Consider the following 23647-nt stretch of genomic DNA (forward strand, 5'->3'; position numbering starts at 1 on the left):
CGCAATACATATCTAGTGCCAAATGAATCCGGAATCACGCCAAGCTTGCTGCTCATTCATCAAGGAAGACGAATATGACCGCCGCACCCAATCACCCGCCCTCTGCGCCCCTGAACCAGGACCGAACCGCCCTCATCAACATGAGCGAGCGCCTGGTCGAGGCCTGCCCCGACATGCGCGAAATGGCTCGCAGCATCGCGCGGGAGATCCTCCAGCGTCAGACCGGTAAGGACACCGAGCCCGATAGGGTTTACTGGCACCGCTTTCACACGGCCGTGAGCAGTACGCGATCATTCAATGGCTGGCAGCACCGCGACGCACCCTATCAGTCCATGACCCTGCCGCAGCTGGTCATGCAGCGTTTCAATCCCCAGGATCAGGACAACGCCGACACCCTTCAAATGCTCAGCGGGTTCTACACCGCTGGCGCCGACGCGGAGGGGTTCGATGAGCGCAATGAAGTCCGTCTGCGGCCTGCCCGGGTCATGAGCGACCTCTGGGCCGTCGATTTCAAATCCCGCTACCAGGAAAAACTGAGAGCATTCTGGCGTGACTTCGCGGACGATTTCCGCACCATGGCCAAGGCCAACTTCATTGCCAGCGCTTTCGAAGACCATCAGGCGGGCTGGCTCGGCGAAGAGGATCTGCGCAGCGTTCTGCGTGCGGCGTGCGTTGAGCCTTCTGCATCGCCGAGTCTGCAAACCCTGCAGACCAGCGCTCCGGCCCCGGCCGAAGCAAGTGTCTGGACCTTCGATGTGATCGGTTACGAAGCCAGTGACATCCTGCGCATCGTGACGCCCGGCGACCGACAGATTCTCTACACCCCCGGTGAAGTGCAGGCGTTCCACGCTTTCGCGACGGCGCAAGAGCTGCACGGGTGGCTGCTGTCACAAAACAACCGCACCGAGCGACGCGCACGGTTCATGGGGCATTTCCCGCTAGCGGCGCATGGAGAGGCTGACGACAACATCGGCTTGTTTCACGGGCTGGATGTGCTCTACACCACATGGGGTGCTGCGAATCCCGGCGTGATCAATCAGCACAGCCGTCGAGTGGCGGGCGACCCGTTCGCTCATCTGCGTGACGCAATCCGCACGCGGATGTTCGCCGACGCTGACCTGGCGTTGCATTCCAACGGCGACCTGCGCAAACAGATGTGGATTGGCTATCTTCGGGCCTTCTCCCAGCTTTCCGGCGCGCTGGCGGCAATCGACTGGCCAATTGCGCTGGCAGCGGTCGGCGCCGGCATGGCCGACATGGGCCTCAACATCGATCAGGCTGTAAACGGCACGAGCACGGCACAACGCAAGGCGGGGGTCATCGGCGCTGTAACCGCGGGCATCGACACCCTGTTTAACGGCGCGTTTCTCGCGGGCGGCGAGGCAGTGCCGGAAGGCGAGCTGCTTCAGCCTGAAGAGGCGCTGGAACCGCGACCTGAAACCGGGATCGATGAACCCGTCGATGCATTCATCAGAACACCGGATGTTGCGCCTGAACCTTTTTATCCGGTAGGTAGCAACAATACGCTCGCGTCCTTCGAGACAAACATGCTCCTGGATGCCTTTGAACCGGTCCGCGGCGAAGGCCGGATGGACGGCATCTATCTGACCGATCAGGGCGAAACGTTCATCGAAATCGACGAGTTCGCTTATGCCGTTCGCTACATCAACGAGCTGAAGTCCTGGGCAATCATCGATCCGGAAAATCCCTACTCGTTCTACCGGAACATGCCGGTGCGGCGCAGCAGCGCTGGCGTGTGGCAGCCAATTGTCACGCCAAATCTGCGGGGCGGCGGAATAAGCTTCGAGAAAATCTGGGGCGGTCGTGGCGCCAGCATCTCGCCTCAGACAGCTCCCCTACCCAACCCCTATGAAGTCCCGGCCGCGCTCAAGCCCGAGCTTATGGAGGGCGCACAACACGGCGGACGCTATGTCGACGAGCGCTATCACAGTGGTGATTTCAACGCGCCCGACCCCTACGAAGATTTCAAGCGCATACGTCGGGACCTGCGCCAGGACGCCGATGCGTTCTTCACGTCACTCCAATTGCCACCACGTCCGGAAATTCCCGAGCTTCCTGCTGATGCGCCCCTGAAAAGCGCGCTCAAAATGCTGTTCAAACGCGCCTCAGGCTTGGTCATCGGCGAAAGTCACGCTGGTGTGGGCAGCAAACAGTTTCTGATCGAACAAATGCCGCGGCTCGCCAAGCTCAAGGTCAGAACGCTCTATATGGAGCACCTGCTGAGCGACTTCCACCAAGCAGATCTGGACGCCTTTTCGAAGACCGGGGAGATGTCGTCACAGCTTGAGTCTTATGTAGAAACACTCGACAAAGGCCATCGTACCGATCCAACCGGCACATATACATTCATGGCCGTGCTCAAAGCCGCTCGGGCCAATCGCATACGGATCAGGGCCATCGACTGTATGGCGAGCTACCGCGTCGATGGCATGCTGGGCGCTGAACGAACCCTCAGGCAAAAGATGATGAATTTCTACGCCAAGGGCGTCATCGATGCGGATCAGGCCGCGCAGAGCAGAGGCAATTGGGTCGCGCTGGTGGGTAATTCCCATGCCAACACGTATCAGGGCGTTGCCGGCGTTGCAGAACTGGAAGGAGTGTTCGGGTTACGCATTGAAGACACGCGTACCCTCGAGTCAACCGGAATAACGCCAGACCCAGGCGTGGAGACCACCGACACGATGGCCCGTGTGGCGGGGACGGTGAAAAGCGACCTGCGGCTGCAGTTCATGGAAGCACCCAAGAAGGGAAGCAGCACGATGGGCGATCTGGAGGACAAACTCAATCGCCCGGGTCTGTTCACGCTGGAGCAGGACCAGAACCGGCTCACGCTCGTCCATCGCAGCAATGAAGGCACGTCCGTTCGCACGGAGATCAAGCGTCAGGGCAAACGCTTTTATATCGATCGCCCGAAGTGGCCACGGGTGAGCGGACGTCGCTTCGAATCGCTGGCGGATTTGACCTCTGCGCTGGAGCTGATGGGGATGACGTGGGTGCGTTGAACTTAAGACGTAAAGCCGAGTGAGGCGTTGGTGGCTTCACTCGGCTGTTCGGAGTCACAGCCCCCCCTTCATGTTCATTACACTGTCGCACACAACCCTGTGGCTATCCGTACATACTTCAGACCCTGGGCAGTGTATCCGGGGCAAGGAAGCAGTAATAACACGAGGTGCGCATCCCGGCCGCGCCCAAATATCATTCGCCACCGCAGAATGTCCTCGCGATCGCAAAAAGACCACTCTTGCGCCAAGCGCACAAGGCGCTACGTATCGGACATTAGGTATGTACAACCGAGAGCATAGTCGCTGCATTAGAAGTCCAACACATAAAGCGAATATTAATGGTCAGCTTTTTAGATCTGCTAACGCGGGTGTGCATATTGACCTGCTAGAAGAGTGAACACGATAGCCCGCCCAACTACCAAAGACGTAGCACCGTTTGCCTGCATAGCCCACATTCCGAAGCTGTGCCCATACACCTTCGCGCGTTTCCGGGGGACCAACCTCTGCCGCAAGCACCGTTGAAAAATCGGGATTGACACCATTTGCCACCAGTATGCAGCCTGTAGGCAGGGAAAGGAGCTGCTTTTTAGTCATGCTTCCCGCAAAAATCGGTTGCTCGCCCCTATTACGATTACTCCCGGAGTGAATGGCTTTTACGATTTCCTGCACAACAAAAGTAAGCCCTTTCTCAGTTGAAACACCTAACCGGCTGGCGAGAATCGGAGAATATCTCTGAACATCTTCGAAGCTCAGCTCATGCCATACAGGAAGGATTACCTTATTACCACCAAACTCTTTAGAAATCAGCGCATCCAACTCTGACCTGGCCCACTCCTTTGAAAAAAAATGTGGACTGACAACCACGACCCCGAACCGAGACTTTGACAACCCTTCATCAACCTTCTCACGCAGCCCATCCCCCACATGCAATTCAGCCTCATCCAGCCATACGCTTAACCCAACCTCAGAAAGCATATTAGCTAACGGACGAGCAACGAGGCGTTTATCTTCTGATGCATGAGAAAGGAATACATCCCAATTTTTCTCCAATTTCAAATTAGCCCCCATCACAACAATTAGTTTGCTTGCTATCACACACACAAGTTAATGCACTATGGGTAAGACTTCAATTTACCGTACCAGACGACGCGCGCAATTGACTTACCTGTCGAACGACCCGCATTCAGTTAAGTGATCTGGCCCATTCCAAATGCACTGAGACTTATCATCCTCTGCGCAGGCGAGCCCTATTCTTGCTTAATCATGAGTGCGGCGAATCCAGTCGATAAATTTGCCAGGCCTTGTTAGTACCAAGCCTAATACTGAGAAGCGATAAAAGAGGAATAAAGAATATCAGCGAAATCATGCTCGTTTATATCGCCGACGACTAAATCTCTGACAGCATCGGCCAACAGATCATTGTCCAGGGTAATTTCATAATCATTGAGCGAAAGGTACTCCAAGCCAACTGCAAGTCCAGTGCGTTTGTTAGCATCAGGAAGTGCGTGGCCTTGCGCGATACTGGCAGTATACTTGGCAGCTATTTCAAATATATCATCGAGGCCGTTATAGGCGATCGCATTGTCGATTCGGGCCAGTGCGCCCTGCAAGATTGGTATATTCACCACCCCCTTCATGCCGGGCTCGGTAGTCAAAATCTGAGTGTTTATCTCAACAACACGTTCAAATGGAAAGCAGATCAATTCCATTACATGTCAGCCAGCTTCTGAAAGGTCTTCTTGTGAGTCCTGAGAACGAGCTTGGTTTCTGAATAAACGATCTGCTTACCCGAGTCCCCCCCCAAATCGAGCTTCTTGATGGCCTTAACACTAGGCCTCTCTACTATGGAAACGCCATAGGTGTTCAGCTTATGGTTCATGGCTTGAGTACCCCAAAAGGTCTGATCAATTTCTCCTCGCACGGTAGCACATTGAGAAGCAAGATACATCGAGCCACCAACAGCGTCGTACGGCGCTTGCCGAGTATCAGTGCCACCCCAGCGAGCAACTTCGCATCAACCATTGCCGACAAGCGTCTGTCGCGGTAGGGTGGATCTTACCCCACTGGGCCAGCTCCGCCTCGCCCACTCATACGCATCGCAGGAGTCCGACTTGTAATTAGATGCGCCAGTTTCGGAAGGTGACAACTGCAAAAAGCCCGCAACTCAGCGGGCTTTTTTGCTAATCAGTGTCCTTTAGCAGCAGCAGCCGCAGGCTCATTCCCACTCAATCGTCGCAGGCGGCTTGCTCGACACGTCATAAGTAACGCGCGAAATACCTTCGATCTCATTGATGATCCGGCCGCTGACGGTTTCCAGCAGTTCGTAAGGCAGGTGCGCCCAACGCGCGGTCATGAAGTCGATGGTTTCAACGGCACGCAGGGCCACGACCCAGGCGTAACGACGACCGTCGCCGACCACGCCAACCGATTTCACCGGCTGGAACACGACAAAGGCCTGGCTGACCTTGTGGTACCAGTCGGCTTTGCGCAGTTCTTCGATGAAGATGTGGTCGGCGCGACGCAGCAGGTCGGCGTATTCCTTCTTCACCTCACCGAGGATGCGCACGCCCAGGCCCGGGCCCGGGAACGGGTGGCGGTAGACCATGTCGTACGGCAGACCCAGCTCCAGGCCCAGACGTCGGACTTCGTCCTTGAACAGTTCGCGCAGTGGCTCGACCAGTTTCAGGTTCATCTCTTCCGGCAGGCCGCCCACGTTGTGGTGCGACTTGATGACGTGGGCCTTGCCGCTCTTGGCGCCAGCGGACTCGATCACGTCAGGGTAGATGGTGCCCTGGGCGAGGTACTTGATGTTGTCGAGCTTGGTCGACTCGGCGTCGAACACGTCGATGAAGGTGCGCCCGATGATCTTGCGCTTCTTCTCGGGATCGCTTTCACCGGCCAGGTTGTTGAGGAACTGGTCCTCGGCGTTGGCACGGATCACCTTGACGCCCATGTTCTCGGCGAACATCGCCATGACTTGCTCGCCTTCGTGCAGGCGGAGCAGGCCGTTGTCGACGAAGACGCAGGTCAGCTGATCGCCGATGGCTTTGTGCAGCAGGGCCGCAACCACGGAGGAGTCGACACCGCCGGACAGGCCCAGCAGCACATTGTCGGTGCCGACCTGGGCGCGGACTTGAGCGATGGCGTCTTCAGCGATCTTCGACGGCGTCCACAGTGCTTCGCAGCCGCAGATGTCGAGGATGAAGCGCGACAGGATGCGACCGCCCTGCTTGGTGTGGGTCACTTCCGGGTGGAACTGCACGCCGTAGTAACCGCGGGTGTCGTCGGCCATGCCAGCGATCGGGCAGCTTGGGGTGCTGGCCAGGACGTGGAAGCCTTCCGGGATCTCGGTGACTTTGTCGCCGTGGCTCATCCATACGTCGAGACCGAAGACGCCGTCGGCGTCGACGTGGTCTTCGATGCCATCCAGCACGCGGCTTTTGCCAACGATGTCGACACGGGCATAACCGAATTCACGCAATTCGGAACCGGCCACGCGGCCACCCAACTGCTCGGCCATGGTTTGCATGCCGTAGCAGATCCCGAAGATCGGCACGTTCAGGTCGAACACGGCCTGCGGCGCGCGGGGGCTGTCGGCAACGTGGACAGACTCGGGGCCGCCAGCGAGGATGATGCCTTTGGGGGCGAATTCGCGGATCGCTTCGTCCGACATGTCGAACGGGTGCAGTTCGCAGTAGACGCCGATTTCGCGAACGCGACGGGCGATCAACTGGGTGTACTGGGAACCGAAGTCCAGGATCAGGATGCGGTGGGCGTGAATGTCGAGGGCCATAGTCATTCTCGTCGAAAATCAGAAACAAGACGGGGCTGTCATGAACAGCCCCGGTACACAATGCGTGAAACGCGCCTGAGTCATCAGGCGCGTTCCGGATCAACCGACGCGGTAGTTCGGCGCTTCCTTGGTGATCTGCACGTCGTGAACGTGCGACTCGGCCATGCCGGCACCGGTGATGCGCACAAATTCAGGTTTGGTGCGCATTTCGTGGATGTCGGCGCTGCCGGTGTAACCCATCGAAGAACGCAGGCCGCCCATCAACTGGTGAACGATGGCAGTCAGCGAACCCTTGTACGCAACGCGGCCTTCGATACCTTCCGGTACGAGTTTTTCCGCGCCATCGGACGAGTCCTGGAAGTAACGGTCCGACGAGCCCTGGGCCTGGGACATGGCGCCCAGCGAACCCATGCCGCGATAGGCCTTGTAGGAACGGCCCTGGAACAGCTCGATCTCGCCCGGTGCCTCTTCGGTACCGGCGAACATCGAACCCATCATCACGCAGTAGGCACCGGCAACGATGGCCTTGGACAGGTCACCGGAGAAGCGGATGCCGCCGTCGGCGATCAGGGGAACGTCAGTGCCTTCCAGTGCCGAGGCCACGTTGGCAATGGCGCTGATTTGCGGAACGCCCACGCCCGCCACGATCCGGGTGGTGCAGATGGAGCCAGGGCCGATACCGACCTTGACGCCGTCAGCGCCGGCTTCAACCAGTGCGCGTGCAGCGGCGCCGGTGGCGATGTTGCCGCCAATGACTTGTACGTCGGGGAAGGTTTGCTTGACCCAGCGAACGCGGTCGATCACGCCTTTGGAGTGACCGTGCGCGGTGTCGACAACGATCACGTCGACGCCAGCGGCGACCAGGGCACTGACGCGCTCGCCGGTGTCTTTACCGGTGCCGACCGCAGCGCCGACGCGCAGACGACCCTGGTCGTCTTTGCTCGCCAGCGGCCAGGCTTTGGATTTCTCGATGTCCTTGACCGTCATCATGCCCTTGAGCGCGAATTTGTCGTCAACGATCAGGACTTTTTCCAAACGGTGCTTGTGCAGCAGGTCGCGCACTTCGTACTTGTCGGCGCCTTCACGGACGGTGACCAGACGCTCTTTGGGCGTCATCACTTCGCGAACGGGGATGTCGAGGCGGGTTTCAAAACGAACGTCCCGGGAGGTCACGATGCCGACGAGCTCGCCGTCATGCAGGACCGGAACGCCGGAGATGTTGTGTTGACGCGTCAGTTCGAACAGGTCGCGAACGGTAGCGTCAGCCTCGATGGTAATCGGATCCTTGACCACACCCGCTTCGAACTTCTTGACCTTGCGCACTTCGGCAGCTTGCTGCTCGACGGTCATGTTCTTGTGGATGATGCCGATGCCGCCTTCCTGAGCCATGGCGATTGCCAGACGGGCTTCAGTGACGGTGTCCATAGCGGCGGAAACGAGGGGGATGTTGAGTTCGATGCCACGGGTCAATCGTGTTTTAAGACTGACTTCGTTGGGAAGCACCTCGGAATAACCGGGCACAAGGAGAATGTCGTCGAATGTAAGGGCTTCTTGGCTGATACGCAGCATCGCTGGGCTCCCGAGCGGGAAAATGGAAGCGCGCCATTGTACCCAGACACCTGCACTATCTCAATGTAAAGATCAGGCTATTTGACGCTTGAACAGAATAAATGCGCCTTGGCGCCTCTCCCGACGTCTACATTCTGACCTTCACGTGGGAGACCGGACGGTCCAGGCGCTCGGCAAACGCTTCGACGAAGCTGCTTTTGAAGCCGGCATCCAACCAATTGTTGAAAATGAACCCCAGATTCGAGAACCCGCACGGCTCCAGAAAGAGGAAGCCGTTGATGTCGTCTTCATGTCGGCATTCGGGGCACATGAAATTGTCGGTGTGGCCCGGCATCCAGTCTTCGAGGCTGTCGAACAGCGTTTCGCCGATTTCACGCCGACACTCCGGGCAACCGGCCTCCTCCTTGAACCCCTGCTGTGGCGTATAAATGCAGCGCTTGAGCACGATCTCCAGACCATTGACCGGCTGACCGAACGGCAAGGCGTCGGGGTTTTCCACAAAGCGCCGCGCGCCGGGGGCGAGCGCGTAGGCCATCCGGTTGAAGCTGCGCCCGCAGGTGGTCAGCGATTCTTCGACGACGTTCAGCTTCACCAGCCAGCGCAGGATCGCCCGCGCCTTCGCTTCGTGCGCAGGGAAGCTGGAGATTTGCGGGACGATGATGCTTTGGGTGTCCATGACGGGCCTGTCTGACAAGTAATCGGGGGCGGCAGCTTAATCGCGCTGTTGGTGACGTCAAGTATGGCTGTCCGGTCGCACGCCGCCAGCGATCGGATCTGGTGACCCGTGCCCCAATGCCTTTATGATGCCGCCATGATCAAAGACCCCTTCGCAAGACTCGGCCTTGACCGGGACGTCCTCACTGTCAGCCAGCTCAACGGCCGCGCCCGCGTGCTGCTGGAAGATGTGTTCTCCAGCATCTGGGTGGAGGGTGAGATTTCCAACCTCTCGCGTCCGGCCTCAGGCCACGTGTATTTCACGCTCAAGGACTCCGGCGCTCAAGTGCGTTGCGCGCTGTTTCGCAGCAACGCGGCGCGGGTGCGTCAGGCATTGAAAGACGGGCTGGCCGTCAAAGTGCGTGGCAAGGTCTCACTGTTTGAAGGGCGCGGCGATTACCAGTTGATTCTCGACACTGTCGAACCTGCGGGTGATGGCGCGCTGCGTCTGGCATTCGACGCGCTGAAGGAAAAGCTCAGCGCCGAAGGCCTGTTCAGCGCCGAGCGTAAAGTTGCCCTGCCGCTGCACCCCAGACGCATTGGCATCATCAGTTCGCCCACCGGTGCGGTGATTCGCGACATCATCAGCGTATTTCGCCGTCGCGCGCCGCGGGTCGAGCTCACCCTGATCCCTACCGCCGTACAGGGACGCGAGGCCATCGGCCAGATCGTGCGTGCCCTGCAACTGGCGGACGGCCGCGGTTTCGATGCGTTGATTCTCGCGCGCGGTGGCGGTTCGCTGGAGGACCTGTGGTGTTTTAACGAAGAGGCCGTGGCCCGCGCCATCGACGCCTGCGTGACGCCGATTGTCAGCGCGGTCGGCCATGAAACCGATGTCTCGATCAGTGACTTCGTCGCCGACGTGCGCGCCCCGACGCCCTCCGCCGCCGCTGAACTGCTGGCCCCTGATTCGAGCGACTTGCATCGCCGGGTCGACAGCCTGGAGCGCCGACTCATCAGCCGTATGCAGGATCGCCTGATGCGCGAGCAGCTGCGTCTGGACGGTATTTCCCGGCGCCTGCGGCACCCCGGCGAGCGCCTGCGCCAGCGCGCCCAGCGCCTCGACGATCTGGACATGCGCCTGCGCCGCGCCTTTGAACAGCAGATGCACAAGCGCCACGTGCGCATGAGCCATCTGGAAAGCCGACTGGCCGCGCAGCACCCGGGCCGCACGCTGATGTTTCTGCGTCAGCGTCTTGCGGTGCTGGCTGAACGCTTGCCGCGCGCGATCAAAGACAACCTCAAGACCCGTCGCCTGCAGCTGCAGACTCAGGTGCAGACGCTCAACGTGGTCAGCCCGCTGGCAACGCTTGGGCGCGGTTACAGCATTTTGCTTGATGAGCGCGGCAGGGCCATTCGCGCTGCCGAGCAGACTCATCAGGGTCAGCGGCTGACGGCGAGGCTGGCGGACGGCGAGTTGCAAGTGCGCGTCGAAGACAATCATCTGACGCCCGTCACCCTCTCACTTCTGGATTGATCAATGCTGCCGCTTCTCTCTCGCTCGTTTGCAGCCGCTGCCTTGTTCCTGTGCGCAGCCCTGCCCGCCCACGCTGACAGCTACATTTCCCGACTGCTCAACAAACCAGTGCCTGGCGGTGTTGCGGTGGTCGATCTCGGCCCGGCGGCGCAACCGCCCAAAGCCAGCTGGCAAGGCAAGCCGGTGCTAGTGGTCAAGGATCAGGACGCTCGGTGGCTGGCCATCGTCGGCATTCCGCTGACCGTCAAGCCGGGCACCGCGCAGCAAGTCAGCAGCGGCGGCCGCAATCTGCCCTTCGTCGTCGGCGACAAAAAATACCCCGAGCAGCGCATCACGCTGAAGAATCAGCGTCAGGTCAATCCGAACCCGGACGACCTGAAGCGCATCGAGCAGGAACTCGACGTGCAGGTTCGCGCCTACCGTACGTTCAGCCCCGTCACGCCAAGCAACTTGTTGCTGGACAAGCCGGTCGACGGGCCGCTCTCCAGCAAATTTGGCGTGCGACGCTTTTTCAACGGCGAGGAGCGCAACCCTCACGCAGGGCTGGACTTCGCGGTCCCTGCTGGCACGCCCATCAAGTCGCCAGCGGCGGGCAAGGTGATTTTGATCGGCAATTACTTCTTCAACGGCAATACCGTGTTCGTCGATCACGGGCAGGGCTTTATCAGCATGTTCTGCCACATGTCGAAGATCGACGTGAAGGTCGGCGATGCGGTGCCGCGCGATGGCGTAGTGGGCCGCGTCGGCTCGACCGGGCGCGCCACGGGGCCGCATATGCACTGGAACGTCAGCTTGAATGATGCGCGGGTGGACCCGGCGATTTTCATCAATGCGTTTCAGCCGTAACGCTTGAGTGGGTTCAGTAGCCCTGTAGGACTGGCTTTGGCCGGGAATGCGTCGGACGCTACATCGCAAACGTGATGGTGTGAAATCTGGCCCCTTCCCGGCTGAAGCCGGTCCTACAATTGGAATACATACATCCTGCTGAGCTTGCTCAAGAGCGTCCGGTACGACCAGCCCCAGCTGTCACGGCAATTTAATCGTGCAAGCCGTCGAAATACCGCAACAATATCTCGACCGTAAGCTTTTAACGGTAACTCCTACCAATTTTTGCCAAGTGCTTGCCAGCTTTCACCTCTTTGGTTACGTTTGGCGACATGAAAACCTCTCACACACTCATTCTGATGCGCCAACATCGCTGCCTCTGCCTCGTAAGTGCACGACTGCAAAGCTGAACGCGGTGCCTCGACGTTCACCCGCAGTGCTACTCTCGCATCAACCGGCTGGCCGCCTTTTTTCGGCCCTGAGTACAACAAGGATTATTCACATGACCATGCTCAAAGATCCCTCGACGAAGTACCGCGCGTTTCCTGTCATCGACCTGCCTGACCGCACCTGGCCTTCCAAGACCATCACTGCGGCGCCGATCTGGTGCAGTTCCGATTTGCGTGACGGTAACCAGTCTCTGATCGAGCCCATGGACGCGGTCAAGAAGCTGCGCTTCTGGAAAACCCTGGTGCAGGTCGGCGTGAAGGAAATCGAAGCCTCGTTTCCGTCCGCATCGCAGACCGATTTTGACTTCGTGCGCACGCTCATCGAAGACGGCCACATCCCGGACGACACCACGATTCAAGTGCTGACTCAGGCGCGCGAAGACCTCATCGCGCGGACATTCGAGTCCCTGCGCGGTGCCAAAAAGGCCATCGTGCATCTGTACAACGCCACTTGCCCGTCCTTCCGCCGTATCGTGTTCAATCAGGATAAGGCCGGCGTGAAAGCCATTGCGGTGAACGCGGCTCAGCTGTTCGTCAAATACGCCGCCCAGCAGCCGGAAACCCAATGGCAATTCGAGTATTCGCCGGAGACGTTCAGCGCTACCGAACTGGAATTCGCCAAGGAAGTGTGCGACGCCGTCATTGAGGTATGGAATGCGACGCCGCAGAACAAGGTGATCCTCAATCTGCCCGCCACCGTTGAAGTCGCCACGCCGAACATTTACGCCGATCAGATCGAGTGGTTCTGCCGCAACATTTCCCGACGTGACAGCGTGATCATCAGCCTGCACACCCACAACGACCGTGGCACCGGTGTCGCGGCGACCGAGCTGGGCCTGATGGCGGGCGCGGACCGCGTTGAAGGCTGCCTGTTCGGCAACGGCGAGCGTACCGGCAACGTAGACCTGGTGACGGTCGCGCTGAACATGTACACCCAAGGCCTGAATCCGCAGCTGGACTTCTCCGACATCGACGGCGTGCGCAAGGTGGTCGAGGAATGCAACCAAATTCCCGTACACCCGCGTCATCCGTACGTAGGCGACCTGGTGCACACCGCGTTCTCCGGTTCTCACCAGGACGCGATCCGCAAGGGCTTCACCCAGCAGAAAGAAGGCACGCTGTGGGAAGTGCCTTACTTGCCGATCGACCCGGCCGACATCGGTCGTAGCTACGAGGCGGTCATCCGCGTCAACAGCCAGTCCGGCAAGGGCGGAATCACTTACCTGCTCGAACAGGAATACGGCATTTCCCTGCCGCGTCGCATGCAGATCGAGTTCAGCCAGGTGGTTCAGGGCGAGACCGATCGCCTGGGCCTGGAAATGACGGCTCAGCAGATCTACTCGCTGTTCAAGCGTGAATACCTGCAGGCCAACAAGCCATACGCGCTGGTCAGCCATCGTTTGCAGGAAGAGAACGGCAACAGCGCCGTCGAGGTAGTCGTGACCGGCATGAGCGACAGCGAGAGCAATCTGCGCTGGAAAGGCACAGGCAACGGCGCGCTGGAAGCGTTGGTTGCCGGCCTGCCAGTGTCGGCCGAGATCATGGACTACAACGAACACGCTATCGGCGCGGGCACGACGGCCAAAGCCGCTGCCTACATCGAGCTGCGTGTGGATGGCGACCGCGCGGTACACGGCGTCGGTATTGACGAGAACATCACCACCGCCAGCTTCAAGGCGCTGTTCAGCGCCCTTAATCGTGGCCTGCTGCAAGCTGAAGCGACAAAAGCGGCATAAATCTGCGCAACGCAAAAAAGGCCCTGAAGCGCGAACTTCAGGGCATTTTTTATAACAGCCGGCTAATCAGGCCGTTGTGTCGACACTGACTTTCATCAAGTTCATCAGGGAAGCCTGCTGGGCGCCCAATTGAGCCATGGTCCCGGAAATCTGCTGCTGAATGGCCATGACCTGTGCGGCCTTCTGCTCATCCGGCGCTTTGCTGTTTTGAGCAGCGGCCAACTGAGCCTGCTGCTGTTGAAGCATCTTCTGGGTTTGCTGAATCTGCTCCTGCAGCTGCTTGATCATGCTCTCTTTCATGCTCGGCGCGTCGCCTGACCCACCGGCACTGGCCGCCTTGGGATCGTCATAAACGTTGCCACGCAAGTCGATGCTTGCAGTTTTGGCATCGCTTTTGGTGGAGTCGTCGGTTTTGACGGCGGCCGTGAACACGCTTGAGTAAGCACCCAACGAACTGGTGTTGATAGTGGTCATGACTAACTCCTGATGATGTGCACTTGTATCGGCCAATGTACAAACATCTGAAGTCGCCTTTATTGCAGCCGCAAAAACGCCCCACGACTGACGTCATGGAGCGCGGTGTCGCGTCATGGATGAATCAGGCGGTGGTGTTGATACTGCCGGACTTCTGCAGTTGCACGAGTGCCGCCTGCTCCGTGGCCAGGCTGGCGGTGGACGACGAGATCTGGCCTTGAATGGCCATCACCCGCGCCGACTTCTCCTCGTCAGACCCAGAACCTGCCTGAGCCGCAGCGAGCTGCTGTTGCTGTTCTTGCAGGCGCTTCTGGGTTTCCTTGATCTGCTCTTCCAGCTTCTCGATGGCCTGCTCGCTGGTGCTTGAGGAATCAGAAGCCCCACCCGCACCGCCAGCACCGCCAGCACCACCCGCTGGAGTCGTCGTCGATGCAGACGCTGACGCAGCGTCGGTCGTGGTGGAAGTGCTGCTGTCGGCCGTTTCGGTCGTCGTGTCTTTCTTGACCGCGACGGTAAAGCTGGTGGAGTACGAACTCAATGAGGATGCGTTAATGCTGGTCATACCGATCTCCTGTCTGGGTATAACCGCTATCGACCCGTCTCCCCTCAACTCCATGACATTACTGTATCTCGAATGTATCAGCGTCGAGACAGGCCGGGAATTTCTCGCGGTACGCGGCCAGGCTCTGCGCTGACAGGCTCACCTGAAACACCCCGTCTGCTTCGCCGATGTTGAGCAGGCTTTCGCCCTGGAAGTCCAGCACCTGGCTGTCACCGGTGTAGGCAAAGCCCTTGCCGTCGGTACCGACGCGGTTCACCGCCGCCACGTAACACAGGTTCTCGATGGCCCGCGCCGGCAGCAAGCGATTCCAGTGCAGACGGCGGGCACCCGGCCAGTTGGCGGTGTACAGCAGCAAATCGGTGTTGTGCGCGTCACGGCTCCAAACGGGAAAACGCAGGTCGTAGCAGATCAGCGGACGAATTCGCCAGCCCTTGAGCTCGAACTGCACCTGCCGTTCGCCCGGGCTGTAATGCTCGTGCTCGCCGGCCATTCTGAACAGATGGCGCTTGTCGTAATGCAACAGCTCGCCATCCGGACGTGCCCAGAGCAGGCGATTGCGGTGGCTGCCGTCAGCGGCGCGAATGATCACGCTGCCGGTTACAACGGCGTCCAGTTCCCGCGCCTGCGCCAGTATCCACTTGGCGGTCGGCCCGTCTTCAGGCTCGGCGAGTGCCTCTGACTCCATGGAAAACCCGGTGGTGAACATCTCCGGCAAAATCACCAGGTCCGCGCCCTTGGCCTGAACCAGCAGCGCTTCGAAATGCGCGTGGTTCGCCGGGGCGTCGTGCCAGGCCAATGTGGTCTGGATGAGCGCGACGTTCAAATTCGGCAGCGTGGTCAGATCGCGCATAGTTTTTCCGCTGCCTGACGCAGCGTCTCCTCACGCTTGGGGAAGCACAGCCGGATCAAGCGCTGGCCCTCAGGCGGATTCTGGTAGAAGACCGAAATGGGAATGCTCGCCACGCCGTGCTCGCGGGTCATCCACAGCGACATGTCCACGTCGTTGAGGTCGGGGCGGATCTGCGAATAATCGACAAGCTGAAAATAGGTGCCGCTGGCACGCGTGAAAGTGAAACGCGAGGCTTGCAGGCGATCACAGAAAAAATCGCGTTTCGCCTGATAGAAAGCCGGAAGTTCATCAACGTGTTCGGGGTGCGCTGCCATGAAGTCGGCCAACGCCCACTGCAATGGCGTGACGCCGCAGAACGCAACGAATTGGTGAATCTTGCGTGCTTCGGCGGTCAGCCCAGGTGGCGCCACGAGGTAGCCGGTTTTCCACCCCGTGACGTGGTAGGTCTTGCCGAACGAGCTGACCACAAAGGCGCGTTGGTAGAGTTCGTCATGGGCCAGCACGCTGGCGTGCTGCAGCCCGTCGAACACCAGGTGTTCGTAGACCTCGTCGCTGAGCACGTAAATGTCCCGATCGCGAATCAACGCGGCCAGGCGATCCAGCTCCTCACGGGTGATCAGCGCGCCGCTGGGGTTGTGCGGCGTGTTGATGACAATCATCCGGGTGCGAGGGCTCAACGCGGCGCTGAGCTTCTCCCAGTCGATGGCGAAGTCACCGTCCTTGAGCTGCACATGGACGCAGCGCCCGCCGGCCAGCTCCACCGAAGGCGCATAACTGTCGTAGCACGGGTCGAAGACAATGACTTCATCGCCAGCGCTCACGACGGTTTGAATAGCGCAGAAGATGGCGTGGGTCGCCCCGGGGGTGATCGTGATTTCGCTGTCGACGCCAACCTGACGGCCGTAGCAGCGGGCAATCTTGGCGGCAACCTGCTCGCGCAATGCAGGCAGGCCGGCCATCGGCGCATATTGGTTGTTGCCATCCATGACACGGCGGCAAAGGGCTTCACGCAGTGCGTCGGGCCCATCGAAGTCCGGAAAACCCTGAGACAGATTGATCGCCCCTGTTTCGGCGGCAAGCTGGGACATCACAGTAAAAATGGTGGTGCCAACGTTCGGCAATTTGCTGGTGATCATGGGTTTTCCTGCTCCACACCCGGCTCCTGGACGGCACGGGGATTGGCAGGATAGCCCAGATGTCGCGCACAAAAAAAGGCGCCAGTGGCGCCTTTTCCGAGAAAGCCCCTAGACAGATCAGCGCTTGTCGCGGCGCTTCTTGTCGGCTTTCTTGTGGTGCGACATCATTCGACGCTTCTTGTTGACCTGGCGGTCCGTCAGCGTGTTCTTGTTGCCTTCGTACGGGTTCTCGCCGCCCTTGAACTCGATGCGGATCGGCGTACCGACCAGCTTGAGCACACGGCGGTAAGTGTTTTCGAGGTAGCGGACGTACGACTTCGGTACTTTCTCGACCTGGTTACCGTGAATCACGATCAACGGCGGGTTTGCACCACCAAGGTGGGCATAACGCAGCTTGATGCGGCGGCTCCCGACCATCGGCGGTGCGTGCTCGCTGACCGCGTCTTCGAGGATCTGGGTCAGGCGGCTGGTCGGCCAACGCGTCACGGCGGACTTGAACGAGTTCTGCACCGATTGATACAGGTTGCCCACGCCGGTGCCATGCAGTGCCGAGATGAAGTGAATGTCTGCGAAGTCGACGAAGAACAACCGACGCTCCAGCTCGACTTTCACGTAGTCGCGCTCGCTTGGCACCATGCCATCCCACTTGTTCAGCGCGATGACCAGCGCCCGACCGGCTTCAAGGGCAAAGCCCAGCAGGTTGAGGTCGTGGTCGACGACGCCTTCGCGGGCGTCCATCACGAAGATCACCACGTTGGCGTCTTTGATCGCCTGCAGGGTTTTGACCACGGAGAATTTTTCGACTTCTTCGTGGATCTTGCCGCGCTTGCGCACGCCGGCGGTGTCGATCAGCGTGTACTTTTCGTCGTTGCGTTCGAACGGGATGTAGATGCTGTCGCGGGTGGTGCCGGGCTCGTCGTAGACGATAACGCGGTCCTCACCAAGCATGCGGTTGACCAGCGTCGACTTGCCGACGTTAGGCCGACCGATGATCGCGATCTTGATGCCGTCCTTCTCGCTCGGGCCGGGAATGCGCTTGGCTTCCTGACCTTCGGCGACTTCCTCTTCTTCACCTTCTTCGACTTCGTCATCGTCTCGTGGGAAGTCGCGTAGGGCGATTTCGAGCATCTGCGTGATGCCACGGCCGTGAGCGCCGGCGACCGGAATCGCATCACCCATGCCCAGCGGCGAAAACTCGGCGCGGGCCATGTCAGGGTCGATGTTGTCGACCTTGTTGGCAACGACGTAGGACGTCTTGTTGCGCTTGCGCAGGTGCTCGCCAATCATCTGGTCGGCGGCAGTGAAGCCTGCCTTGGCGTCAACGAGGAACAACACGACATCGGCTTCTTCGATGGCCAGCAGGGACTGCTCGGCCATTTTTTCGTCCATGCCGTGTTCGTCACCGGAGATACCGCCGGTGTCGATCAGGATGTAGGAGCGCCCTTGCCACTTGGCCTCACCGTATTGGCGATCACGGGTCAGACCGGACAAGTCGCCGACGATGGCGTCGCGAGTCCTGGTCAGGCGGTTGAACAAGGTGGACTTGCCGACGTTCGGTCGGCCCACCAGGGCGATTACGGGAACCATGCGGCTCTCCACTTCGTTATTTCAGAAAATACAAAAGCCGCTGCAAGGCAGCGGCCGGAGTTCGGAGCGACACCGAAGTGTCACAGGCCCCATTAACGCAGGGCCGCCCGGCGAAGCCGCAACGCGACCTCCCCAAGCATAGACAGCCACTTACTTGATCGTCAGCGCTTCCAGCTTGCCGCTGTTGCCGAAGACGTAGATCGTGTTGCCGGAGACCAGCGGACGAGCACGCAGGCCGTCGCCGTCAATCTTTTCACGCGCAACGAAATGACCATCTACCTGGCTGAGCAGGTGCAGATAGCCTTCCATGTCACCGACCGCGACGTAGCTGGAGAACACTTCCGGCGCGCCGAGTTGGCGACGGGCCAGCGAGTCATTGCTCCACAGACCGGTGGAAGAGCGTTCATCGATGCCCTCCACGGTGCCGTTGGCCAGCGAGACGTAAACGCTGCCGAAGCCCTGCGCCACACCCGAATAGCTGGACGCATCACGCTGCCATAGCACGCGACCGCTTTGCAGTTCCAGACCCGCTACGCGGCCCTGGTAGGTCGCGACATACAGCGTGTTGCCGGAGAGCAGCAAGCCACCATCGATGTCGACCACGCGATCCAGCTCGGAGCGACCTGCCGGAATGGCAACGCGCTGCTCCCAGGCCGGAACGCCGTTGTTGATGTCCAGCGCCACGACCTTGCCGGTCGACAGGCCGGCGATAGCCAGCTGATTGGTGGCGATCGGCGCGCCGGTGCCGCGCAATGTCAGAACAGCAGGACTGCTTTCGTAGATCCAGCGCTGGTCGCCTGTAATCGCGTCGTAACCGATAACCCGGTCATCCTGGGTCTGAGCTACCACGACACTGCCGTTGGTGGCCGGGGCGGACAGCACTTCGCTGGTCGCCTTGGCTTTCCACTTCTGCTCGCCGGTGGCTTCGTCCAGGACAATGACTTCGCCGCGCAACGTGCCCAGCATGACCAGACCGAAACCTACGCCGACGGCGCCGGAAACCGGTTGCTCAAGCTCTTTCTTCCAGACCACGTCACCGTTGCTGCGATTGATCGCCATGACCAGACCGTTCGCATCGGCAGCGTAGATGTTCTCGCCGTCGATGGCCGGAACCAGCATGTTGTAGATGTCGCCCTGACCGTCACCGACGGAACGGCTCCACAACTTCTGCAGGGTCACTTCTTCCTTGAAGTCGACGAGTTCTGCCGGAGGCAGCTCTTTTTTGCTGTTGCTGCTGCAACCCGCGGCCAGAATGGCCAGAGCCAGCAATGCTGCATGTTTCCAACGAATCACGTCACGCATCCCCTTTCGCCAGGTCGTCGAGCTTCATTTGCAGACCGCCAACAGCCGCTTCTTCAGAAAGCGCTGCTTTGGCCTTTTTGTAGGCAGCATAGGCATCATCGGTACGACCCAACTGAACCAGCAGGTCGCCGCGCAGTTCTTCGCGGCTGGCCGCGAAAGACGGGTCGGCCTGACCGTCGAGCAGCTTCAGCGCGTCTTCGGTCTTGTTCTGTGCCGCGAGCACGCGAGCCAGACGCTGACGGGCAATTTCACCCAGCGTCGCACTGGCAGGCTTGTCGGTCACGGACTTCAGCTCGTTCGCAGCGTCATCCAGCTTGCCGATGTCCACAGCCACTTTGGCCACGAACAGGCTGCCGTACTGAGCGTACGCGGTGCCGCCGAACTCGCTCTTCAGCTTGCCGGCGATCTCGGCCACACGGCCTGCATCAGCCTGGCCGCTTGGCGTCAGTGCGGTTTCCAGCAACTGCTGATAAAGCGCCGAAGCACCTTGCGCCTGGTTGTTCTGATAGCGCTGCCAGCCCTGCCAGCCCAACACCACGATCACCGCCAGCAGGCCGCCAGTCACCAATGGCTTGCCGTTACGCTGCCACCAGTCCTTTACGGCAACCAGCTCATCATCATCGCTACTCGACACCCCAATACTCCTATTCGCTAAATCGGCTTTTGTCAGCTTCAACCCTGCGAGATGCAGGTGGCCAGGTGCTCGGAAAGCGCATCCCAGGCAATATTTTGTTGCTCGCCCTGACCACGCAGCGGCTTGACACCCACTTCCTTGCAAGCCAGCTCTTCGTCGCCAAGGATCAGCGCATACAACGCACCGCTCTTGTCGGCCTTCTTGAACTGGCTCTTGAAGCTGCCAGCCCCGGCATTGACTTGCAGACGCAGGTTCGGCGCGTAATCGCGCAAGCGCTCGGACAACGTCAGCGCTGCCAACTCTGCGGCCTCGCCGAACGCGCAGACGTAAACGTCGACCGTACGGGCGATCTCTTCGGGAATCTGCTCAAGGGTTTCCAGCAGCAGCACCAGACGCTCGATGCCCATGGCAAAGCCAACGCCGGAGGTCGGCTTGCCGCCCATCTGCTCGATCAGACCGTCGTAACGGCCACCCGCGCAGACAGTGCCCTGGGCGCCGAGCTGGTCGGTGACCCACTCGAAAACCGTTTTGCTGTAGTAATCCAGGCCACGAACCAGCTTCGGGTTGATCACGTAAGGAATACCTGCCGCGTCCAGACGCGCCTTCAGGCCCTCGAAGTGAACCCGGGATTCGTCGTCCAGGTAATCGGCCAGCTTGGGGGCGTCGATCAGTACAGCCTGGGTTTCAGGGTGTTTGGTATCGAGCACACGCAGCGGATTGGTCTTCAGGCGACGCTGGCTGTCTTCGTCCAGTTGCTCGTGTCGCGCCGAGAGGTACTCGACCAGCGCTTCACGATACCGGCCTCGAGCTTCGCTGGTGCCAAGGCTGTTAAGTTCGAGTTTGACGGCATCGCGGATGCCCAGCAGGCCCCACAGGCGCCAGGTCAAAACGATCAACTCTGCATCAATGTCCGGACCATCAAGGTTGAACACTTCGACGCCAATCTGGTGAAACTGACGATAACGGCCTTTTTGTGGCCGCTCGTGGCGGAACATCGGGCCGATGTACCAAAGCTTCTGCACCTGACCGCCACCGGTGATGCCGTGTTCGAGAACGGCACGCACGCAGGCCGCTGTGCCTTCAGGACGCAGAGTCAGAGAATCGCCATTACGATCGGCGAAGGTGTACATCTCTTTCTCGACGATGTCAGTCACTTCGCCGATGGAACGTTTAAACAGGTCGGTGAACTCGACGATGGGCATGCGGATCTGGCGATAACCGTAGTTATCCAGCAACCGCGAAACGGTGCCCTCGAAGTAACGCCACAACGGCGTCTGATCCGGCAGGATGTCGTTCATGCCACGAATGGCTTGCAGAGACTTACTCACAAATATTCCTTGGAAACTGGGTTAGCCGCGCGCGATCAGCGCTGCGTCGGCCTCGACCTTTTCGGCGGCTCTCTGACGGATCAAGCGTTCAAGCTCATCCACCAGATTGTCATTCGTCAGCTTTTGCGCTGGCTTGCCATCGATGTAGATCAGGTTCGGTGTGCCGCCGGTCAGGCCGACATGCGCCTCTTTCGCCTCGCCGGGGCCGTTGACCACGCAACCGATCACCGCGACATCCAGCGGCACCAGCAGGTCTTCAAGGCGCCCTTCCAGTTCGTTCATGGTTTTGACCACATCGAAGTTCTGCCGCGAGCAGCTCGGGCAGGCGATGAAGTTGATGCCACGGGAACGCAGACGCAGGGACTTGAGGATGTCGTAACCGACCTTCACTTCTTCGACCGGATCGGCTGCCAGTGAGATCCGAATGGTATCGCCGATCCCTTCGGCGAGCAGCATACCTAGGCCGACGGCCGATTTCACTGTGCCTGAGCGCAAACCACCTGCTTCAGTGATGCCCAAGTGCAACGGCTGGACAATCTGTCGGGCAAGCAGGCGATAGGCCTCGACCGCCATGAACACATCGGAGGCCTTGACGCTGACCTTGAAGTCCTGGAAATCCAGACGGTCCAGATGCTCGACGTGGCGCAGCGCGGACTCAACCAGCGCCGCTGGCGTGGGCTCGCCGTACTTCTTTTGCAAATCTTTTTCCAACGAACCGGCGTTGACGCCGATGCGGATCGGAATGCCACGATCACGGGCTGCCTCGACTACCGCGCGGACGCGGTCTTCGCGGCCGATATTGCCCGGATTGATCCGCAGGCAGTCAACACCCAGCTCGGCAACGCGCAGGGCGATTCGATAATCGAAGTGGATGTCGGCGACCAGAGGGACTTTTACCAACTGCTTGATACGCCCGAAGGCCTCGGCAGCGTCCATGTCCGGCACCGAGACACGCACGATGTCAACGCCTGCGGCTTCCAGGCGGTTGATCTGCGCCACGGTGGCCGCGACGTCATTGGTGTCGCTGTTGGTCATGCTCTGCACTGCGATCGGGGCATCGCCACCGACCGGCACAGAGCCGACCCAGATTTTACGAGATTCGCGACGCTTGATGGGAGATTCGCCGTGCATGACTTATTGCCCTAGCTTCAGGCGAGCAGTTTCGCCACTGGTGAAAGGTGCCACATCAACCGGCTGACCGTTGTAGCTCACCTGCGCGCCACGGGCGAAGCCCAGACGCAGGGTCAGCGGCGGCTTGCCGTTGACGTCGAGGGTATCGCCTTTTCGTTTGAGCCCGCTCATCAGTACTTTGCCGTTGCCATCGGTAACCTGGGTCCAGCAGTCGGACACGAATTGCACCTGCACGCGGCCGGCACCTGCCGGTACGGGCGAAGCGTCGGTCGTTGCGCTCGGAGCGGTGGTGACGGGTGCGGTGGTTGGGGGCGTTGGCGCCACGGTGGTGACCGGTGCGGTTGGCGTCGATGACGCATGTGCCGGCGTGGTCGGTGCGGTGGTCGATGTGCTGTGTGGAACAACAGCGCCTGGAACGGTGCCAGTGCTGCTGGATGAGGTCGGTGCTTCAGGCGCGGATGCAGGCTCGGCGTTGTTCAACGGCAGCGCCGTCTGACCGCTTTGGCCTTGGGCGACGGCCTGATCTTCCGGCTCATCAAGCGGGTGAATTTGCGTGGTGCCGTCAGCGCTTTCGACTTCGACATGCTCCATGCCGAGACTGGTCGGTTCCTTGCCGCGCAGCGTGGCTTGATCCTGCCACCACACGAAGCCGCCGCCGATCAAAGCAATCAACAGCAAAAGGCTGACGATGCGCAGAATATTGTGAGACAGGCGCACCGGCTCTTCGATTCGGCCCAGCGCATGGACACTGCTGCCTTTGCCATCGGTGCCAGTGTACTGATCGAAAGCGTTCACCAGAGCCGCTTGATCCAGCTCGAGCAGCTTGGCATAGGCACGGACATAGCCGCGGGCAAAGGTATGGCCGGGAAGCTTGTCGAAATCGCCCGCTTCCAGATGAGTCAGGGACGTCACGGTGAGGTTGAGCCTCAACGCAACATCTGGCAGCGACCAGTTCTTGCTCTCGCGGGCCTGACGCAATGTCTCGCCCGGGTTCGTGCGAGTGGCTGCTACAACTTCGGGATGCGCCGCTTTCATCATTGCTCCGACAGGTATTGCT

General features: G+C 59.8%; 19 protein-coding genes. 4 read left to right on the forward strand and 15 right to left on the reverse strand.

Features of this window, described 5'->3' with window-relative positions:
- Positions 1–74 precede the first annotated feature (74 nt).
- Positions 75–3023, forward strand: a complete 2949-nt coding sequence (locus VF672_RS17125; RefSeq protein WP_331105750.1) for a membrane-targeted effector domain-containing toxin — start codon at positions 75–77, stop codon at positions 3021–3023.
- A gap of 342 nt (positions 3024–3365) precedes the next feature.
- Here VF672_RS17125 and VF672_RS17130 read toward each other — a convergent pair whose 3' ends face one another.
- The 5 genes from VF672_RS17130 to VF672_RS17155 all read right to left on the reverse strand — a co-directional run bounded on the left by VF672_RS17130 (position 3366) and on the right by VF672_RS17155 (position 9061).
- Entirely contained in the window at positions 3366–4079 is a 714-nt protein-coding gene (locus tag VF672_RS17130; RefSeq protein WP_331105751.1) for a toll/interleukin-1 receptor domain-containing protein, read from the reverse strand.
- 260 nt (positions 4080–4339) lie between these two features.
- On the reverse strand, positions 4340–4732 hold the full coding sequence (locus VF672_RS17135; protein WP_331105752.1) for a type II toxin-antitoxin system death-on-curing family toxin: 393 nt from the start codon (positions 4730–4732) through the stop codon (positions 4340–4342).
- Positions 4733–5238: 506 nt separating this feature from the next.
- Entirely contained in the window at positions 5239–6816 is a 1578-nt protein-coding gene (guaA, locus tag VF672_RS17145; RefSeq protein WP_122535040.1) for a glutamine-hydrolyzing GMP synthase, read from the reverse strand.
- A gap of 99 nt (positions 6817–6915) precedes the next feature.
- A complete protein-coding gene (guaB, locus tag VF672_RS17150; RefSeq protein WP_037012465.1) occupies positions 6916–8385 on the reverse strand; it encodes an IMP dehydrogenase in 1470 nt (489 codons plus the stop codon).
- A 127-nt stretch (positions 8386–8512) separates the two neighbouring features.
- Positions 8513–9061: a sugar ABC transporter ATPase gene (locus VF672_RS17155; protein WP_331105753.1), complete on the reverse strand. Its 549-nt coding sequence runs from the start codon at positions 9059–9061 to the stop codon at positions 8513–8515.
- A gap of 135 nt (positions 9062–9196) precedes the next feature.
- Here VF672_RS17155 and xseA point away from each other — a divergent pair, with 135 nt between their 5' ends.
- From xseA to leuA, 3 genes are all read left to right on the forward strand, one after another.
- Positions 9197–10576: an exodeoxyribonuclease VII large subunit gene (xseA, locus tag VF672_RS17160; RefSeq protein WP_331105754.1), complete on the forward strand. Its 1380-nt coding sequence runs from the start codon at positions 9197–9199 to the stop codon at positions 10574–10576.
- A gap of 3 nt (positions 10577–10579) precedes the next feature.
- On the forward strand, positions 10580–11422 hold the full coding sequence (locus VF672_RS17165) for a peptidoglycan DD-metalloendopeptidase family protein (RefSeq protein ID WP_331105755.1): 843 nt from the start codon (positions 10580–10582) through the stop codon (positions 11420–11422).
- A gap of 481 nt (positions 11423–11903) precedes the next feature.
- Positions 11904–13586 (forward strand): 2-isopropylmalate synthase, encoded by a 1683-nt coding sequence (gene leuA, locus VF672_RS17170; protein WP_331105756.1) that lies wholly within the window; start codon positions 11904–11906, stop codon positions 13584–13586.
- 66 nt (positions 13587–13652) lie between these two features.
- On the opposite strand, the gene VF672_RS17175 is transcribed toward leuA, so the two are convergent.
- The 10 genes from VF672_RS17175 to VF672_RS17220 all read right to left on the reverse strand — a co-directional run bounded on the left by VF672_RS17175 (position 13653) and on the right by VF672_RS17220 (position 23625).
- Positions 13653–14060, reverse strand: coding sequence for a hypothetical protein (locus tag VF672_RS17175; RefSeq protein WP_331105757.1), 408 nt, complete (start codon positions 14058–14060; stop codon positions 13653–13655).
- A gap of 124 nt (positions 14061–14184) precedes the next feature.
- Positions 14185–14622 carry a hypothetical protein gene (locus VF672_RS17180; protein WP_331105758.1) on the reverse strand — a complete coding sequence of 146 codons (438 nt, stop codon included), beginning with the start codon at positions 14620–14622 and terminating at the stop codon, positions 14185–14187.
- 58 nt (positions 14623–14680) lie between these two features.
- Positions 14681–15472, reverse strand: coding sequence for an amidohydrolase (locus VF672_RS17185; protein ID WP_331105759.1), 792 nt, complete (start codon positions 15470–15472; stop codon positions 14681–14683).
- Complete coding sequence (locus tag VF672_RS17190; protein WP_331105760.1) at positions 15460–16608, reverse strand: pyridoxal phosphate-dependent aminotransferase; 1149 nt, start codon at positions 16606–16608, stop codon at positions 15460–15462. Before VF672_RS17190 ends, VF672_RS17185 begins: the two co-directional genes overlap by 13 nt.
- Before the next feature lie 117 nt (positions 16609–16725).
- Positions 16726–18195, reverse strand: coding sequence for a ribosome biogenesis GTPase Der (gene der, locus VF672_RS17195; protein ID WP_331105761.1), 1470 nt, complete (start codon positions 18193–18195; stop codon positions 16726–16728).
- A gap of 150 nt (positions 18196–18345) precedes the next feature.
- Entirely contained in the window at positions 18346–19497 is a 1152-nt protein-coding gene (bamB, locus tag VF672_RS17200; protein ID WP_331105762.1) for an outer membrane protein assembly factor BamB, read from the reverse strand.
- Positions 19490–20131: a tetratricopeptide repeat protein gene (locus VF672_RS17205; RefSeq protein ID WP_331105763.1), complete on the reverse strand. Its 642-nt coding sequence runs from the start codon at positions 20129–20131 to the stop codon at positions 19490–19492. Before VF672_RS17205 ends, bamB begins: the two co-directional genes overlap by 8 nt.
- Before the next feature lie 38 nt (positions 20132–20169).
- On the reverse strand, positions 20170–21459 hold the full coding sequence (gene hisS, locus VF672_RS17210) for a histidine--tRNA ligase (protein ID WP_331105764.1): 1290 nt from the start codon (positions 21457–21459) through the stop codon (positions 20170–20172).
- 21 nt (positions 21460–21480) lie between these two features.
- A complete protein-coding gene (ispG, locus tag VF672_RS17215; protein WP_331105765.1) occupies positions 21481–22590 on the reverse strand; it encodes a flavodoxin-dependent (E)-4-hydroxy-3-methylbut-2-enyl-diphosphate synthase in 1110 nt (369 codons plus the stop codon).
- 3 nt (positions 22591–22593) lie between these two features.
- The gene (locus tag VF672_RS17220) at positions 22594–23625 is read right to left on the reverse strand and encodes a RodZ family helix-turn-helix domain-containing protein (protein WP_331105767.1); all 1032 of its coding nucleotides are present in this window, start codon (positions 23623–23625) and stop codon (positions 22594–22596) included.
- Positions 23626–23647: the final 22 nt, after the last annotated feature.

Source organism: Pseudomonas sp., from assembly GCF_036387035.1.
Lineage (GTDB): Bacteria > Pseudomonadota > Gammaproteobacteria > Pseudomonadales > Pseudomonadaceae > Aquipseudomonas.